We start from the raw sequence: 15,177 nt of genomic DNA on the forward strand, positions 1-15,177 counted from the left end.
GGTATTTGTATACCAAATTATATCTTTAACGGGCAAGCGTCGATTTAACCTTGTCGGATGTGCGAAATTGACACCAAAGATCAGGGTTAACGGCGCTGGGCGATCTCGCGATAAAGCGCTTCGGGACTGACACCGATTTCAAGGGCAATCACCCGCCAATTACCCTTTTCCGGCAGCACCCCGTCATGCCAGGCGATCCAGGCATCAAGCCGTTCAGCCACAGTCCGAAGCCGCAAAATCTCCGCCCGCTGGCGCGTTGCCTGCACCTCGCGCGCCAGATGGGCGGCAAGCGATAGTGCCATCTGATTATTATCGGCAAGATGGGCTTCGACATCATGTTTGCGGATCATTTTGACCTGCGCATCCTGATGGCAGACAGCATCGCAATGGTAGTAATGCGAAAACAACGATGCCTCTGCCAAAACACTGTTTGGCCCGGCACGTTGCAAAACAATCTCGTCACCGTTTTCCAAAAACCGCGCCAGTCGCACTTCCCCGCTGAGAACAAGGAAGAGATGCTCGACCGGGTCGCCCTTGCGAAACAGGACCTTGGGCGGGCTGTAATCATACAGCCTGCCATGAAAACGGTTGAGAAGATCAAAGATTGATACCGACATGATATCTATCATGTGGCAATTGGCTAACCTGTTTCAAGCTTGGCGACCATTTAACCCAAAAGGTGTTGCCATGCTTATGCTCTCCCGCCTGCCGAAAACGCTGTTCCTGACCGCATTTGCCCCGTTGATCCTGCTTGGACTAACCATCCCGTTAACCGCCCATGCACAGGGAAATGTCCACATGCATCGCACCGGCAATGCGCAGCACGGCAGTAAAATCGCTAGGGATGAAAGCACGCCATCCCCCTATGTCGGCCAACAACATCGCCCGGTCAAAAGCCTGTCGGCCGACGATATGGCAGAACTGCAAAAGGGCGGCGGCTGGGGATTGGCCAAGGCCGCCGAACTGAATGGCGTGCCGGGGCCGGCCCATTTGCTCGAACTTTCTGATCAAATCCCGCTATCCACAGACCAGCATGCCGCCATCACCGCCCTTTATGCCGACATGAAAGAAAACGCGATCATTGCCGGCAACAGATTGATCGAGGCTGAAATCGCCTTGGACGCAGCATTCAGGGCCGGCGGCCTGACGGCGGATGAACTCGAAGGGCTGATAAACACCATCACCCAAAGTCTCGGCCGGTTGCGCTATGTTCATCTGTCGACCCACCTCAAGACCCCGAAAATCCTGAGCCCCGATCAAATCGCGCGCTATAACAGTTTGCGGGGATATGACGGGTGATGGGTGACGCGTCGCCAAAACCCTATCTGGCCTTGGCAAGCTTGCGTTCCCGAAGTGCGACATAGATCGCAGCCCCGATAATCATCGCCCCGCCGGGCAATATCCAGATATCGGGCACTTCGTCAAACAGGATCAGTGCCAGCACGGCAATGATCGGCAAACGCAAATAGGAAAATCCGACAAAGAAACTGTAATCGGCCAGTTGCAGGGCTTTGACGTTACAAACCTGCATCACATTCATCATCAACGCGGCAACCGCCATCAGGCCAAGTGCAGACCAGCTTGGCGTCTGCCAGACGAATAATGCCGGGATCAGGGAAACCGGTGTGGTGATGATCATCAGATAAAACAAAAGCGATGTGGTGGACTCGGTTGCCACCAACCGCTTTGTGATCAACCCGGCACTGGCCATGCAGATCGCCGCCGCAATCGGCAAAATACTGGCCGCTTGCATGGTATCTGTCCCGGGCTGAATGATCAGCGCCACACCGACAAACCCGATAACAATCGCAAGCCAGCGGTGAATGCGCACCTGTTCGCGCAAAATCACCGCGGCCAGAATGGTGCCAAACAGGGGCACCGTGAAATTAAGCGTCGTCGCCTCTGCCAGTGGCAAATACAACACCGCCATAAACCACAAACACATTTCCGCTGCCGACAACACCCCGCGCAAGCCAAACAAAGGCAGGCGCTTGGTGGCAAGGCTGCCAATCCCGCGCTTCAACACCATCGGCAAAATCAGAATCAGGCCAAAGGCAAAACGCAAAAATACCGCCTGATAGGGATGCAATTCCTCGGTGGCATAGCGGATGGTGAGCGTAAAACACGCCGCCAGAATGGCTGCAAACAGCGCAAAAAAGCTTGCCCGCATCACATCGGATTGGGTGTTGAACCATGTCCGCATGCTGTCACGACTTCCTGTTGGACGGCGGCGGGTCAAGATCGCTTGCGGTGGCCGAAAGACCGCGCTTGATCCGGTTGGCTTCGCGGTTAAGCTTGGCCTCGCGCCGCGCGATATAAAGTGCGGACCCGATGATCAGGGCGGCACCCGGCACCAGCCAGATTTCCGGAACCTCGCCAAACATCACCAGTGCGATACCGACAACAAAGGGCAGGCGCAGGTAATTAAACCCGATCACAAAGCTGTAATCATAAACCCGAAAGGCGTTGGTATTACAAAGCTGGGTGATGTTGGCCATGAACGCGCCCGCCACCATCAGGCCAAGCACCTCAAGGCTCGGCGTCTCCCAGACAAACAATGCCGGGATCAGGGTCAGGGGCGTGGTCAGCATCATCATGTAAAGGATGATGGCGGTCGGGTTTTCGGTTCGCGACAGTGACTTGATCGTCAATCCCGCACTGGCCATGCAGATCGCCGCCGCAATCGGAAACAGGCTTGCCAGTTGCACGGTTTCGCTGCCCGGCCGGATGATCACCAGCACCCCGCCAAAACCAACCAATAAGGCCGCAATCCGGTATTTGCGAACTTTCTCACCCAAAAAGATCGCGGCAAGGATGGTGCCAAATAGCGGTACGGTGAAATTAAGCGCGGTTGCCTCGGCCAGCGGCATATAGGCAATCGCCGAAAACCAGAAACTCATCGCCCCCATCGACAGAACCGCACGCAGGCAGAACATCGGGAAACGCTTGGTCTTAAGCGGCGTTAATCCCGCCCGCAACGCAATCGGTGCGATGAATAAAAGCCCAAAGAAATTGCGCAAAAACACCGCCTGCAACGGATCGATATGCTCGGTCGCAAGGCGGACAAACACCGAAAAGATCGCCGCACTGATCGATGCCATCAGGCCAAAGGCGGTTGCCTGCAAATAGGGCGGAAGTCCGTTAAACCATTCACGCATCGGGCTTGTCCTTTGCGGGGGCATCCCGATCAACGCGGGTCACCGGGATGGCTTGCGGATCGGCGGGGGCCGTGGTCGGCAGGCTGGCTTCCCTCTTGGCCTTTTTGGCCAGAACCGCCTCACGCCGCGCGATATAAAGTGCTGATCCAATGATCAAGGCCGCCCCCGCCCAGGTCCAGAAATCAACCACTTCGCCAAACATCACATAGGCCAAGGCCGCAACAAAGGGCAGGCGCAGGAAATCAAAGATCATGACATAGGACTGATCGGCCGTGCGATAGGCGCGCACCAACAATTGCTGCCCCGCCGTTCCGGTCACGGCAATGATCAACAGGATGAACAATTGCCAGACGGTCGGTCCCTGCCAGTATATCAGGGCCGGGATCAGCGACAGCGGCGTCATGATCAGGCCCATCCAGGTTACGATGGCATTGGCACTTTCGGTCCGTGACAGCATTTTAACCGTGGTCATCGCACACGCCATGAAAACCGTCGCGCCAAGTGCCAGGATCGCACCGGTCTCAAAACTTTGCCCAAACGGACGGATCACGATCATCGCCCCGACAAAGCCAATCGCAATCGCGCTCCAGCGGCGCGCGCGCACGGTTTCGCGTACCACCACGGCGGCCAGCACCGTGGTCAGGATCGGCAGGGTAAAGTTGATCGCAATGACCTGTGCCGCGGGCGACAGCGAAAGGGCGGTAAAAATGCACGACATCGCCCCGAAACCCAGCACCCCGCGCAGAAAATGCAGCTTGAACCGCTCGGTCTTTAATCCGCTCGCGCCATGGCGCACCATCCACGGCACCATTGGCAGTAATCCGAACAGGTTACGGAAAAACGATGCCTCGAACGGATGCAGGTCTGCTGTGACATAGCGGATAAAAACTGCCATTACCGCAAAACACATTGCAGCACTGATCATAAGAAGGGCGCCCATCAGGGCTGCATTGTCAGAGGCGGGGCGATGTAAAATCATTACAAGTAAAGGTTTACGCAGCTATCCGGAAAAAATCCAGTCTCGCGAACGGGGTATCGCATGGCAGCGGCGCATGGCAGACCCGGCAAATTTGGCGAACAGTTCGCGCACACTCGTTTTTCGTGTAAGATCAAGGCAATCAGCAAAATCCATTCAGGGGGAAGATAAATGGATGCAATTGATCGCAAACTGATCGACATCCTGCAGGAAGACGCATCACTGTCCTATTCGGTTCTGGGAACAAAGGTCGGGTTGTCTGTTTCTGCGGTGAATGATCGCGTGCGCAAGCTGCGCGAACAGGGGATTATTCAGGCCTATCGCATTTCGGTTGATCCAAACGCCATTGGCCGTGCCTTGACCGCAATGGTCTGGCTGCGCACCGATCCGGCCAAGGGCAACAAGAAACTGGTCAAATCCCTGATCAAGGCCGATGAAGTGCTGGAATGCCATCACATGACAGGACGCTTTGATTTTCTGGTCAAATTGCGCCTGCGTGATACCGGCCATCTGGAATCCTTCATTTCCGACACGATCAAGGAAATGCCCGGCGTGGTCGAAGTTCTGCCGGAAATTGCCTTGTCGACAGCCAAGGAAACCCTATTTGTTCCGGCGCAGGCCGACCACGAATAGGGGGCCGTGCCTGACTTTACAGTTTCAGGAAAATTTTGATCAGTCATCGGGGGGAGATGGCATTGCCGGTCATCATTTCCTAAGTATCACTATGTGATAGTACTGCGCACGTAACCCGCCAAACCCATTCTGATGTCCCGACATAGGAGCCCCCGAAATGATTGAATCGATGAATCTGGTGATCCTGATTGCATCGATTCTGGTGGTGGTGGCTGTTTTCACCAGTCTGGTCAGCTTCCGGGTCGGCGCGCCCTTGCTGTTGGTGTTTCTGTTTGTCGGTCTGGCGGCCGGCGAGGACGGCATTGGCGGCATCATGTTCGACAATGCGCCGCTTGCCTATTTCATCGGCTCCATCGCGCTTGCCCTGATCCTGTTTGACAGTGGCTTTGAAACCCAGCTCCGAACGTTAAAAATCGCGGCTGGTCCATCGCTTGTGCTGGCCACATTCGGGGTGTTGATTACCACCGGGGTGATTGGCGGGGTAACCTGGCTGGTGCTCGATGTGCCATGGCTGGTCGCCCTTTTGTTCGGGGCGATTGTCAGTTCGACCGATGCGGCGGCGGTGTTCTTCCTGTTGCGCGTGGGCGGGATCAATCTGCGTGATCGTACGCGCAGCACGCTTGAAGTTGAATCGGGTTCGAACGATCCGATGGCGGTGTTTCTGACCATCTCGCTGGTCGAACTCATTATCCTTGGCGGTGGCGAAAACATCGCGCTTGAACTCCTGCAACGCTTCATCCTTCAGATCGGTCTTGGCGCGATTTTCGGCCTTGCGGGTGGTTATGCGCTGGTCTGGATGATCAACCGGGTCAAACTTGAACCGGGACTGGTGCCGATCATTACCATGGCGTTGGCACTCAGCCTGTTTGGCGCGACCAGTATTCTCGGCGGCAGTGGCTTTTTGGCGGTCTATGTTGCGGGTCTTTATGCCGGGAACAGCAACATGAAGATGAGCGTCGGCGTCCGGCGTTTTCAGCATGTCACCACATGGCTTGCCCAGATCGCGATGTTTGTCACCTTGGGTCTGCTGGCCACCCCGTCCGAATTTGGCACGGTTGTCCTTCCGGGAGTCATTCTGGCGCTGGTTCTGGTGTTTGTCGCCCGTCCGGTCGCGGTCTGGCTGTGCCTTATGTTCTTTAACTTCTCACGCAATGATACCGCCTTTATTTCATGGGTCGGCTTGCGCGGGGCGGTGTCGATCCTGCTTGCGATTGTGCCGATGGTCGAAGGCGTGCCCGAAGGGCAGCTGTTGTTTAACACCGCCTTCATCGTCGTGATCACATCGCTTTTGTTGCAGGGCTGGACGATCCGGCGGATGGCGCATTGGCTGGGCATCATTGTGCCGGCCCGCCATGGCCCGGTGGATCGTATTGATCTTGAACTGCCCGGCAATGCCAATCAGGAAATCGTTGTCTATCGCGTTCACGAAGCCAGTGCGGTTGCCACCGGCCATCGTATTCCGCGCTGGGCACGGCCAAGTCTGATCCTGCGTGATGGCGCATCACTGCGCCCGCATTCTGCCGGGCCGGTTCAGGGCGGTGATCAGGTCTATATCATCACCCCGCCCAAGCATGTCGACCTGCTCGATCAACTGTTTGCCGGTCCGGCCGAGGGGGCCAATGACGTCGAACTGTTTGGCGATTTCAGCTTCCCGGCCGATACCCGAATTGCCGATATTGGTCGTCTGTATGGCTTTGCCGTCGACGCTGATGACACCGAACTCACCGTGGCCGAAATCCTCGAACGTGATCTGCCTGGTGATCTCGAACTCGGTGATCGCATGCCCTATGGCACGGTGGAGCTGATCGTGCGCCGCACCGATGATGAGCACGACGTGCTTGAAGTTGGTTTGGCGGTCGAACAGCAAAAAGCCAAACCCAAACGCCGCATTCCGATCTTCCAGTCGCGCAGCGAATTGCTGGCAATCTGGAAAGACTGGCAAAAACGCAAACGCGCCGAAAAGAACGCAGCGCTGAGCGATCAGACATCATCGACGGCCAAGCAGATTGATGATCGCACAGACGAGGCCGATGTGACTGAGGCCCCCGACGCGCCGGACACATCCGATGACATGATCGATGATGTGGCTGACGACGCGGTTAACGACACGGCTGGTGACACCCCCGAAGATGGTGCTGAAGCCCCCGAACCAGAAGACAGCGGCAAAAAGCCCGGCAAAGCAGGTCGGTCGAAAAAATCCTGATTGGCTATGCATTAGATTTCCGGTCTTTGGATTAGTTTGCCTAATGGCAGGATCAAAAAAGCTGGTTTGGCGTCGGTTCTGAACTGCCCTAAATTGTGGCTTCAATTCTTTTGGAGTCCTTGGGCCATGTTCGGTCTTTACGCAGCAGTTGTCTTGATCTGGGGATCGACCTGGATTGCCATTCAGTATCAGCTTTCGGTCGCCCCCGAAGTGGCCGTGGCCTATCGCTTTGCTTTGGCAACGCTGATCTTGATGGCTTGGTGTGGCCTACGCCGTTTGCCGATGCGCTTTACGCTGCGTGATCATTTCTTCATGGCGGTTCTGGGCGTCTGTCTGTTTTCGCTGAACTATGTGCTGATCTATGTCGCCAGTATCCATCTGACGTCCGGGCTTCTGGCGGTGGTGTTTTCAACCATCGTCATCATGAATATGATTAATGGCGTGATCTTTTTCCGCCGCCGTCCCGAAACCCGCACCCTGATCGGGGCCGGGATCGGGCTTACCGGGATCGCCATGGTCTTTGCCAATGATCTGGCCGCCTTCGATCTGACAACGGGCGGCAGCATCGGGCTTCTGGTCTCCCTTGCGGGCAGTTACATCGCATCACTTGGCAATATGGCGTCCGCACGCAACCATGCGCGCGGCGTTCCGGTCATGCAGGCCAATGCTTATGGCATGCTCTATGGCACGGTCTTGCTGTTTGGCTATATCGCGCTTGCCGGGATCCCGGTGTCGTTTGATACCAGTGCCAGATTCTTGGCAGCTTTGGTCTATCTCGCCCTGTTCGGATCGGTTCTGGGCTTTGGCTTCTATCTGACACTTTTGGGCAAAATCGGGCCGGATCGTGCGGCCTATAGTTCGGTGATGTTCCCGATTGTTGCCCTGTTGTTGTCGACCTGGTTTGAGGATTTCCACTGGACGGGCAATATAATCTGGGGTGTGGCGCTGACATTGGTCGGCAACGTGGTTATTCTGACCAAACGGGTTCCCAAACCGGCGACCAAGGTGCTCGAACAGGTTGCTCCGGTACCGCCAACTTGCGCAACAAACCCGACGGCGAAGCCCTGATCGCAGACCTGAAGACGGAGTAACAAGATGAACGGTGCGGCCTATTTCGAACGCATGGCGCAATATAATCTCTGGGCCAATTCGCGTGCCTACGGGCTTTGCGCGAAATTGCCAGCGGCCGAACTCGATGCCCCGCGCACGGCCTTCTTCCCGTCGATCCTGCGCACGCTCAATCATATACTGGTTGCTGACCGCATCTGGATGAGCCGCCTGCTCGGCAGTCCCGTGGCCATGCCGCTCAATACGGTGCTTTATGAAAACTTCGATGAACTCCACCACGCCCGCGTGGCCGAAGATCAGGCGATCATTGAGTTCACCAACGGCCTGACCGATGCCGAAGTAACCGCCGATCTTACCTATCACTCGGTCGCGGGCGATGCCTATACCATGCCGCGCGATCTGGTTTTGGCGCATATGTTCAATCATCAGACCCACCATCGTGGGCAGCTATCCAACATGCTGATCGAGGCCGGATTGGGCCCGCTTGAGATTGATCTGGTCTTTTTCGCCCGGGATCAGTTGCGATGATCGAACTTCTCGTTGCCTATACGCCGTTTCTGATTGCCGCCCTGTTGCTTAACATCTCTCCGGGGCCGGACATGGCCTATATTGTCGGGCAAACCGCGGTACATGGTCGCAAGATCGGCCTGTTTTCATCGCTTGGCGTGATTTCCGGTGCCTTTGTCCATGTTCTGGCGGCAACTTTTGGTCTTTCGGCCATTCTTGCGACCTCGGCGCTGGCCTTTGCCATCGTTAAGTGGATTGGCGTTGCCTATCTGGTGTGGCTTGGCATCGGCGCACTGCGCAGCAGTTTTGCCAAATCAGAAACTGCCGCGCAATCGGCTGAACCAGCCGCCCCGATTTCGACCAAACCGATGACCGCCTTTGGCGCCTGGCGTCAGGGCGTGATGATCGATGTGCTCAATCCCAAGGTGGCGATTTTCTTCATGGCCTTCCTGCCGCAATTCATTGATCCAACCCGTGGCAATGGCGCGGTGCAGTTTCTGGTACTCGGCCTGATGGTGCTTTTGATCGCCTTTGTGGTTGAGGGCATGCTGGTTTTGGCGGTGGCCTCGGCTGCTGGCCGGATCAAGGGCAGTCGCAAGCTCGGCGCCTGGTTGAACCGCGCACTTGGCGGCATGTTCATCGCCCTTGGCATCCGTCTTGCCATTTCCCAGCAATAGCCTGAAAAAATCAGCCTTCCTCAGGATTTCCGCGCCAGATAGGTGACCAATGCCCGCGATGCCGGGGCCGCGGTAATGCCATGGGCAACCACGCTTATGCAGACGATCATGGTACCGGCGGCAAACAATGGTTTGAACGCGCCCGGGTCAATCATCGTCGCCATAATCAGCATGTAAATCACCGAGGCAATCCCGCGCGGCCCGAACCAGCCGATATAAAGCTTCTCGCCCAGGCTATAGGGACTGCCAATCATGCAAATCCACACACAAATCGGGCGTAGGACAGCAAGGCTTGCAATCGAAAACACCAGCATCGTCCAGGTCCAGCTTTCATAAAGCGCTGGCACAACGATCAGGCCAAAGACAAAGAATGTCAGCATGGTCAGAAGCTCTGACTCGGCCTCGCCAAAGCTTTCAATTGCGTCCTTGACCTTGTCGCTTGAGATATTCAGCGCAAGCCCGCCGGCAAAGGCCGCGACAAAACCATTGCCGCCCAATTCCTCCGCCAGCAGGAAAATGAAAAGGGCGGCCAGAACGCCAAGCAACCGTTCAAACCGCGCAACGATGGTCCTGTTCTTGACCGCGTGATTGACCACCTGACCAATGACATAGCCACTGACCACCCCGATCACCGCCCCGATTGAAATCTCAAGCAGCGCCTCCGCGACCCAGCCCTGATGTCCGTTGCTCAGAAGATTGGCTTCCAGCAAAACCGCCGTGGTAAAGACCGGCAGGACCAACCCGTCATTTAGTCCGCTTTCAATATTGATGCCCTGGCGCACCGGTTCGGGCACGCCCTTGTTTTCAAGCACCGGTCGGCCAAGGGCCGCATCGGTCGGGCTGACAATAAGCGCAAGGATCAGGGCCGGAACCAACCCGATAGAGGCATCAAGCCCGACAATAAATGCCCACGTCACCCCGATGGTCAGCGGCAACCCGATCAGTAGCAAGCGGATCGCGATATTGCGCGCCGCACTTTCCTTGCGGTAATCGAGCACCGCCGCATCGAGAAACAAAATGATCGCCAGCGTCATCTCGGCAAAGCCGGTGGCAAAATGAATGCTGCCCGAAAGCGCATCCATCGGCGCGCTGTGCCAGATGCCCAGCGGCAAGGCGACCAGCATCCCGGTCAGAACCATCATCATCGGTGATGAAATATTGCGGCGTTGCAGGCGGCGCGATTGCAGGCCGTACACCAGCCCGGAGCCGAGAAAAAGAATGATCACCCATTCAAACATGGCGCTGCCCAACCTGTTGCCCTGATCAGCAAGTGTGCCTGAAAGGTGCTTGATCGCCAAATGTTTAAGGCATCACACGGCCTTACGCGATGGCCTTTTGCAAAACCGCAAGTCCCTCGGCATGGGCGCGGCTGTCACCACTGGCAATCACCAGATCGCCGCTGTGCATCGTAAGGGCTTGGCCCGCCCAATCGGTAATGATCCCGCCCGCACCCTCGATCACCGGCACGGCGGCACAGAAATCATAGGGCTGCAAATTCGATTCCACCAACACATCGCCAAACCCCATGGCAATCAGGCCATAGCCATATGAATCAATACCGTAAATCGGCTGCTTCGCCGCACCAAAGACCGCCTCATATCCGGAAATTGCCTTTGGCTCCACAAAAAGGTCCGGCCCGGTGGTGAAAATGGTGGCATCTTTCAGGTGTTGGCATTCACGTGCCGTGACTGCCTTGCCATTAAGCGTCGTCGGTTGCCCTTCGACCCCGATCCAGCGTTCATCCAAAATCGCCTGATCAATCACACCCAGTACCGGCTTGCCATTGCGGCACAGCGCGATCAGGGTATTGAAGCTGGGCTTGCCGGTGATGAATGATTTGGTGCCGTCAATCGGATCAAGGATCCAGACATATTGGGCATCAAGGTTTTCCGGCCCGTATTCCTCGCCCAGAATGCCATGGTCGGGCAGCTCCGCATTGATCAGATCGCGCATGGTGCGCTCGATCGCCCGGTCGGCATCGGTCACAAGGCTGGCATCACCCTTTTCATCGATAGAAAGCGGCTTGCGGTAATAGCTTTGCAGCACAGGGCGCGCTGCATCGGCAAGCTTGTGGGCCATGGCAAGAAACGGGTGGTCGTTGGTCATCGGATATCCTGTATCGGCAAGGTCAATTTTGCGGTGGGGCGTCCCGGCAATGAAGGCTGTCAGGCCATCGCGGCCTTGATCGTCGCCAGAACATCCTGATGGCAACGCGCATCGCCACTGGCAACAACATCACCGGCACTATCGATATGAAGCGGCTTGCCTGCCCAGTCGGTCATCACACCGCCCGCGCCCTCAACCACCGGCACCAGCGCACAAAAATCATACGCCTGAAGCCCGATCTCAACCACCGTATCGGCAAGCCCAAGGGCGGTCAGGCCATAGGCATAGGCATCAACGCCATACATCGGCACCCGGCAGTTCTTCGAAACCGCCTGATAGGCCTTGGCCGCATCGCCCTTGAACAGTTCGGGCGCGGTGGTAAAGAAGGTCGCACTTTTCAGGTCTTCGCATTCGCGCGCGCTGATCTCAACGCCATTCATGGTGCTGGCCTGTCCCATCACGCCGACCCAGCGTTCATCGGTAATCGCCTGATCAATAATGCCCAGAACCGGGGTGCCCTTGTGGCAAAGCGCAATCAGGGTCGCAAAGCTCGGCTTGCCGGAAATGAACGATTTGGTGCCGTCAATCGGATCAAGCACCCAGACATATTCCGCATCGACATTTTCCCGGCCATGTTCCTCGCCCAGGATGCCGTGATCGGGCAGTTCGGCATTCAGGATATCGCGCATGGTGCGTTCGACTTCACGGTCGGCAATCGTCACCGGGCTGTCATCGGCCTTCACATCAACCGCGACCGGGGTGCGGTAATATTTGCGCACGACCGGGCGTGCGGCATCGGCCAGTTTGTGGGCGATTTCCAAAAACGGATCGAGATTTTCCATAAAGGCATTCCTGCAGGCGGTTGATGTCTGGCGGCGGGGTATGGTTGTGGTCGGTACTATTTCCGCTTTGGGCCCAGAAGGCAAGGACGCCATATATAAAGTCCCAAACGACAAACCCCCAAACGCAAACAGGGGACAGTTTCCTGTCCCCTGTGTGTTCGGTGCTGACCATAAATTTCGGTCAGGCGATGTCTTTGGCTTGGGTGCTTACTGCGCGGTGGCCGCGTCAACAGCGTCGCCAGCTTCCTCAACTGCGCCTTCAACGGCGGCTGCGGCATCATCAACGGTTTCTTCAACCGCTTCGGCGGCTTCGTCAACGGCTTCTTCTGCAGCCTGTGCGGCTTCAACCGCTGCCGGATCCGGAAGCGCAACCGGGTTGTCAGACTTGGTGTTCAACCAGGCAATAACCGCGGCACGATCTTCGGCCTTTTTCAGACCGCCAAAGCTCATTTTGGTGCCATCGATGTAATCGCGCGGCTTGTACAGGAACTCGTTCAGCTCCTCAAAGCCCCAGGTGCCACCATGGTTGGCCATCCCGTCAGAGTAGGAGAAGTCATCCTTGTGCGCGAACGCGGCACCAACGATGCCATAAAGGTTCGGGCCGGTTTTGTTCGGGCCGCCTTTTTCGACGTCATGGCAGGATGCGCATTTTTTGAAGACTTTCTCGCCTTCACCCATGTCGGCCGAGGCCAGCATGGCAAGAATCGGTTCCGGGCCTGCCGGTTCTGCCGGTGCAGCAGCAGGGGCATTTGCACCCGCCATCACATCTTCGGAGAACGGATATACCGGTGCTTCCAGTTCTTCAGGACTGACCAGTGCGCTGCCGACCTTGCCGACAACCACTACCAGAAGCACAGCACAAATAACGCCGGCGACGATCTTGTTGATTTCCATCGTGTTCATGACGGGACCCCGTTACAGCCTAATCACTCTCAGGTTTTATCTTTATGTTCTACCCATGCGTCCCCGGCAATCCTCGATCAAGAGAAACACACGTGTAACCGCAGGCAAAACTGGTCGGTGGGAAACTATACGTTTCAGCGATTTGCATCAACCTTTCTTAAACACCAAGGTGAACAAGCTTGCCTTAGAACTTTCGTCTAGTGATCTGCAAAACGCGATTCCGTCTTTCGTTGCCGCACCAAAACCGGCTAATGTCGCGCCGATTAAGAACCTGTGTTCTGCCACTGCTTGTTCACACCACGCTTTGCGCAAGATCAAAGAACAGGTGATTTGTGCCCCATAACTTATGCCCGGCCGGAGTGAAGAAATGTCGACCCCGCGCAATCCTGTTGTTGTAATTCCCGCCCGCATGGCGTCCACGCGTTTGCCCAATAAGCCGCTTGCCGATATCTGTGGTGAACCCATGATCGTTCAGGTCTGGCGTCGCGCGACGGAGGCCGGAATCGGTCCGGTTCTGGTTGCTTGCGCCGAACAGGAAATTGCCGATGCGGTCACTGCCGCCGGGGGTATCGCCGTTCTGACCGATCCCGACCTTCCCAGCGGATCGGACCGCGTGCATCAAGCGCTCCAGACATTCGACCCCGAAGGCAAGTTTGACGCGGTGGTCAATGTGCAGGGCGATCTGCCGACGATTGATGCCGCTGACATCCGTGCGGTGTTTGAGCCGCTGAATGACCCGAATGTCGATATCGCGACTTTGGCGGCCGAGATCAAACGCGACGAAGAACGCACCAACCCCAATGTGGTCAAGGCGGTCGCGGCCTTTGGTTCCGGGCGTGTCGCACGCGCACTGTATTTCACCCGTGCAACCGCACCCTATGGTGACGGGCCGCTTTATCATCACATCGGTCTTTATACCTATCGTCGTGCCGCCCTTGATCGGTTCGTCTCCCTGCCGCCGGCAGAACTCGAACAACGTGAAAAGCTTGAACAGCTGCGCGCGCTTGAAAACGGCATGGTGATCGCAGTTGCCCTTGTCGATGGCGTGCCGCTTGGTGTCGATACACAAGAAGACCTTGAACGCGCGCGCGAAGTGCTGGGTGCATAGTTGCGGTTCTTGGCATCAAGTGCTTTAAGTTCTTAACGACAACAATTTGACCATTCAGGAAACAGCCAGATGACTGCGCAACAAAGGATCGCTTTTCAGGGAATGCACGGTGCCTATTCAGATCAGGCAGCCCGTCGCGCCTTTCCGGGTGCAACGACAGTACCGTACAGGACCTTTGAAGGCGCCTTTAGCGCACTCGAAGACGGCGATGTCGATCTGGCCGTGATCCCGATTGATAATACGCTGGCCGGGCGTGTCGCCGACGTTCACCACATCCTGCCAGAATCCGGTGTGCATATTATTGGTGAAACCTTCCTGCGCATTAACCATGCGCTGGTTGGCGTACCGGGTACGAAGATCGAAGACATCAAGGAAATCCACAGCCACGTTCATGCGCTTGGCCAATGCCGCAAATTGCGCAAGGAACTCGGTGTGAATGCCGTGGTCGGCCCGGATACTGCGGGCTGTGCCAAGGAAGTCGCGGATCGCGGCGATAAATCGATTGCCGCCATTGCACCGGTTTTGGCCGCCGAGATTTATGGTCTTGATGTGCTCCGGACCGAGGTCGAAGACGCCGAACACAACACCACGCGCTTCATCATTCTGGCGCGTGAACCGCTCGACATTCCCAATGACGGCACCCCGGTGGTGACAAGCTTTGTCTTCCGCGTGCGCAACGTCGCGGCAGCCCTTTATAAGGCGCTCGGTGGTTTTGCCACCAACGGCATCAACATGACCAAGCTTGAAAGCTATATGGTCGAAGGCCACTTCACCGCGACCCAGTTCTTTGCCGAGGTCGAAGCCCACCCCGAACAGCTCGGCCTGCGCCACGCGCTTGAAGAACTGCAATTCTTCTCGCACGAAGTCCGCATTCTGGGTGTTTATCCGGCGCACAGCTTCCGCAAGGAAAACAACCTTCCGGCGGAATAAACGGAAAAAAGAATTCGCAAAACAAAAAGGGCCGGACAAATCAATGTCCGGCCCTTTTTTTTGATA

The 15,177-nt window shown here is 56.4% G+C and carries 16 protein-coding genes; 8 read left to right on the forward strand and 8 right to left on the reverse strand.

Going from position 1 to position 15,177, the window contains the following annotated elements:
* Positions 1-86: 86 nt before the first annotated feature.
* Positions 87-617: a Crp/Fnr family transcriptional regulator gene (locus AUQ41_RS03235; protein ID WP_063086678.1), complete on the reverse strand. Its 531-nt coding sequence runs from the start codon at positions 615-617 to the stop codon at positions 87-89.
* Positions 618-687: 70 nt separating this feature from the next.
* Between AUQ41_RS03235 and AUQ41_RS21095 the strand changes: the two genes are divergently transcribed.
* A complete protein-coding gene (locus AUQ41_RS21095; protein WP_063086680.1) occupies positions 688-1,299 on the forward strand; it encodes a hypothetical protein in 612 nt (203 codons plus the stop codon).
* 22 nt (positions 1,300-1,321) lie between these two features.
* On the opposite strand, the gene AUQ41_RS03245 is transcribed toward AUQ41_RS21095, so the two are convergent.
* The 3 genes from AUQ41_RS03245 to AUQ41_RS03255 are packed head-to-tail and all read right to left on the reverse strand — an operon-like array spanning position 1,322 to position 4,137.
* The gene (locus AUQ41_RS03245) at positions 1,322-2,203 is read right to left on the reverse strand and encodes a DMT family transporter (RefSeq protein ID WP_063086682.1); all 882 of its coding nucleotides are present in this window, start codon (positions 2,201-2,203) and stop codon (positions 1,322-1,324) included.
* Between the two features lie 4 nt (positions 2,204-2,207).
* Positions 2,208-3,158 carry a DMT family transporter gene (locus AUQ41_RS03250; protein ID WP_063086684.1) on the reverse strand — a complete coding sequence of 317 codons (951 nt, stop codon included), beginning with the start codon at positions 3,156-3,158 and terminating at the stop codon, positions 2,208-2,210.
* On the reverse strand, positions 3,151-4,137 hold the full coding sequence (locus tag AUQ41_RS03255) for a DMT family transporter (protein ID WP_063086686.1): 987 nt from the start codon (positions 4,135-4,137) through the stop codon (positions 3,151-3,153). The genes AUQ41_RS03250 and AUQ41_RS03255 overlap by 8 nt, the downstream gene beginning before the upstream one ends.
* A 168-nt stretch (positions 4,138-4,305) precedes the next feature.
* Between AUQ41_RS03255 and AUQ41_RS03260 the strand changes: the two genes are divergently transcribed.
* From AUQ41_RS03260 to AUQ41_RS03280, 5 genes are all read left to right on the forward strand, one after another.
* A complete protein-coding gene (locus AUQ41_RS03260; RefSeq protein ID WP_063086688.1) occupies positions 4,306-4,767 on the forward strand; it encodes an Lrp/AsnC family transcriptional regulator in 462 nt (153 codons plus the stop codon).
* A 157-nt stretch (positions 4,768-4,924) separates the two neighbouring features.
* Positions 4,925-6,970 carry a potassium/proton antiporter gene (locus AUQ41_RS03265; RefSeq protein WP_063086690.1) on the forward strand — a complete coding sequence of 682 codons (2,046 nt, stop codon included), beginning with the start codon at positions 4,925-4,927 and terminating at the stop codon, positions 6,968-6,970.
* Between the two features lie 126 nt (positions 6,971-7,096).
* Positions 7,097-8,038, forward strand: coding sequence for a DMT family transporter (locus AUQ41_RS03270; protein WP_063086692.1), 942 nt, complete (start codon positions 7,097-7,099; stop codon positions 8,036-8,038).
* 27 nt (positions 8,039-8,065) lie between these two features.
* Entirely contained in the window at positions 8,066-8,566 is a 501-nt protein-coding gene (locus AUQ41_RS03275) for a DinB family protein (protein WP_063086694.1), read from the forward strand.
* Complete coding sequence (locus AUQ41_RS03280; protein ID WP_063086696.1) at positions 8,563-9,222, forward strand: LysE family translocator; 660 nt, start codon at positions 8,563-8,565, stop codon at positions 9,220-9,222. Before AUQ41_RS03275 ends, AUQ41_RS03280 begins: the two co-directional genes overlap by 4 nt.
* A gap of 20 nt (positions 9,223-9,242) precedes the next feature.
* On the opposite strand, the gene AUQ41_RS03285 is transcribed toward AUQ41_RS03280, so the two are convergent.
* From AUQ41_RS03285 to AUQ41_RS03300, 4 genes are all read right to left on the reverse strand, one after another.
* Positions 9,243-10,460, reverse strand: coding sequence for a sodium:proton antiporter (locus tag AUQ41_RS03285; RefSeq protein WP_063086851.1), 1,218 nt, complete (start codon positions 10,458-10,460; stop codon positions 9,243-9,245).
* An 82-nt stretch (positions 10,461-10,542) separates the two neighbouring features.
* The gene (locus AUQ41_RS03290; protein WP_063086698.1) at positions 10,543-11,328 is read right to left on the reverse strand and encodes an inositol monophosphatase family protein; all 786 of its coding nucleotides are present in this window, start codon (positions 11,326-11,328) and stop codon (positions 10,543-10,545) included.
* 59 nt (positions 11,329-11,387) lie between these two features.
* Positions 11,388-12,170 carry a histidinol-phosphatase gene (hisN, locus tag AUQ41_RS03295; protein WP_063086700.1) on the reverse strand — a complete coding sequence of 261 codons (783 nt, stop codon included), beginning with the start codon at positions 12,168-12,170 and terminating at the stop codon, positions 11,388-11,390.
* A 207-nt stretch (positions 12,171-12,377) separates the two neighbouring features.
* The gene (locus tag AUQ41_RS03300; protein WP_008888491.1) at positions 12,378-13,073 is read right to left on the reverse strand and encodes a cytochrome c family protein; all 696 of its coding nucleotides are present in this window, start codon (positions 13,071-13,073) and stop codon (positions 12,378-12,380) included.
* 367 nt (positions 13,074-13,440) lie between these two features.
* Here AUQ41_RS03300 and AUQ41_RS03305 point away from each other — a divergent pair, with 367 nt between their 5' ends.
* Together AUQ41_RS03305 and AUQ41_RS03310 are read left to right on the forward strand one after the other, a co-directional pair.
* Positions 13,441-14,181 (forward strand): 3-deoxy-manno-octulosonate cytidylyltransferase, encoded by a 741-nt coding sequence (locus AUQ41_RS03305; protein ID WP_063086702.1) that lies wholly within the window; start codon positions 13,441-13,443, stop codon positions 14,179-14,181.
* A 69-nt stretch (positions 14,182-14,250) separates the two neighbouring features.
* Complete coding sequence (locus AUQ41_RS03310) at positions 14,251-15,111, forward strand: prephenate dehydratase (protein WP_040822211.1); 861 nt, start codon at positions 14,251-14,253, stop codon at positions 15,109-15,111.
* The last annotated feature ends 66 nt before the right edge of the window (positions 15,112-15,177 follow it).

This window comes from Thalassospira sp. MCCC 1A02898 (assembly GCF_001618185.1).
In the GTDB taxonomy this organism is placed as follows: Bacteria; Pseudomonadota; Alphaproteobacteria; order Rhodospirillales; family Thalassospiraceae; genus Thalassospira; species Thalassospira tepidiphila.

Excerpts from the sequence above, each read along its gene's own strand:
- AUQ41_RS03235 (WP_063086678.1), bottom strand. The coding sequence starts at position 617 with ATGTCGGTATCAATCTTTGATCTTCTCAACCGTTTTCATGGCAGGCTG.
- AUQ41_RS21095 (WP_063086680.1), top strand. The coding sequence starts at position 688 with ATGCTTATGCTCTCCCGCCTGCCGAAAACGCTGTTCCTGACCGCATTT.
- AUQ41_RS03245 (WP_063086682.1), bottom strand. The coding sequence starts at position 2,203 with ATGCGGACATGGTTCAACACCCAATCCGATGTGATGCGGGCAAGCTTT.
- AUQ41_RS03250 (WP_063086684.1), bottom strand. The coding sequence starts at position 3,158 with ATGCGTGAATGGTTTAACGGACTTCCGCCCTATTTGCAGGCAACCGCC.
- AUQ41_RS03255 (WP_063086686.1), bottom strand. The coding sequence starts at position 4,137 with ATGATTTTACATCGCCCCGCCTCTGACAATGCAGCCCTGATGGGCGCC.
- AUQ41_RS03260 (WP_063086688.1), top strand. The coding sequence starts at position 4,306 with ATGGATGCAATTGATCGCAAACTGATCGACATCCTGCAGGAAGACGCA.
- AUQ41_RS03265 (WP_063086690.1), top strand. The coding sequence starts at position 4,925 with ATGATTGAATCGATGAATCTGGTGATCCTGATTGCATCGATTCTGGTG.
- AUQ41_RS03270 (WP_063086692.1), top strand. The coding sequence starts at position 7,097 with ATGTTCGGTCTTTACGCAGCAGTTGTCTTGATCTGGGGATCGACCTGG.
- AUQ41_RS03275 (WP_063086694.1), top strand. The coding sequence starts at position 8,066 with ATGAACGGTGCGGCCTATTTCGAACGCATGGCGCAATATAATCTCTGG.
- AUQ41_RS03280 (WP_063086696.1), top strand. The coding sequence starts at position 8,563 with ATGATCGAACTTCTCGTTGCCTATACGCCGTTTCTGATTGCCGCCCTG.
- AUQ41_RS03285 (WP_063086851.1), bottom strand. The coding sequence starts at position 10,460 with ATGTTTGAATGGGTGATCATTCTTTTTCTCGGCTCCGGGCTGGTGTAC.
- AUQ41_RS03290 (WP_063086698.1), bottom strand. The coding sequence starts at position 11,328 with ATGACCAACGACCACCCGTTTCTTGCCATGGCCCACAAGCTTGCCGAT.
- hisN (WP_063086700.1), bottom strand. The coding sequence starts at position 12,170 with ATGGAAAATCTCGATCCGTTTTTGGAAATCGCCCACAAACTGGCCGAT.
- AUQ41_RS03300 (WP_008888491.1), bottom strand. The coding sequence starts at position 13,073 with ATGAACACGATGGAAATCAACAAGATCGTCGCCGGCGTTATTTGTGCT.
- AUQ41_RS03305 (WP_063086702.1), top strand. The coding sequence starts at position 13,441 with ATGTCGACCCCGCGCAATCCTGTTGTTGTAATTCCCGCCCGCATGGCG.
- AUQ41_RS03310 (WP_040822211.1), top strand. The coding sequence starts at position 14,251 with ATGACTGCGCAACAAAGGATCGCTTTTCAGGGAATGCACGGTGCCTAT.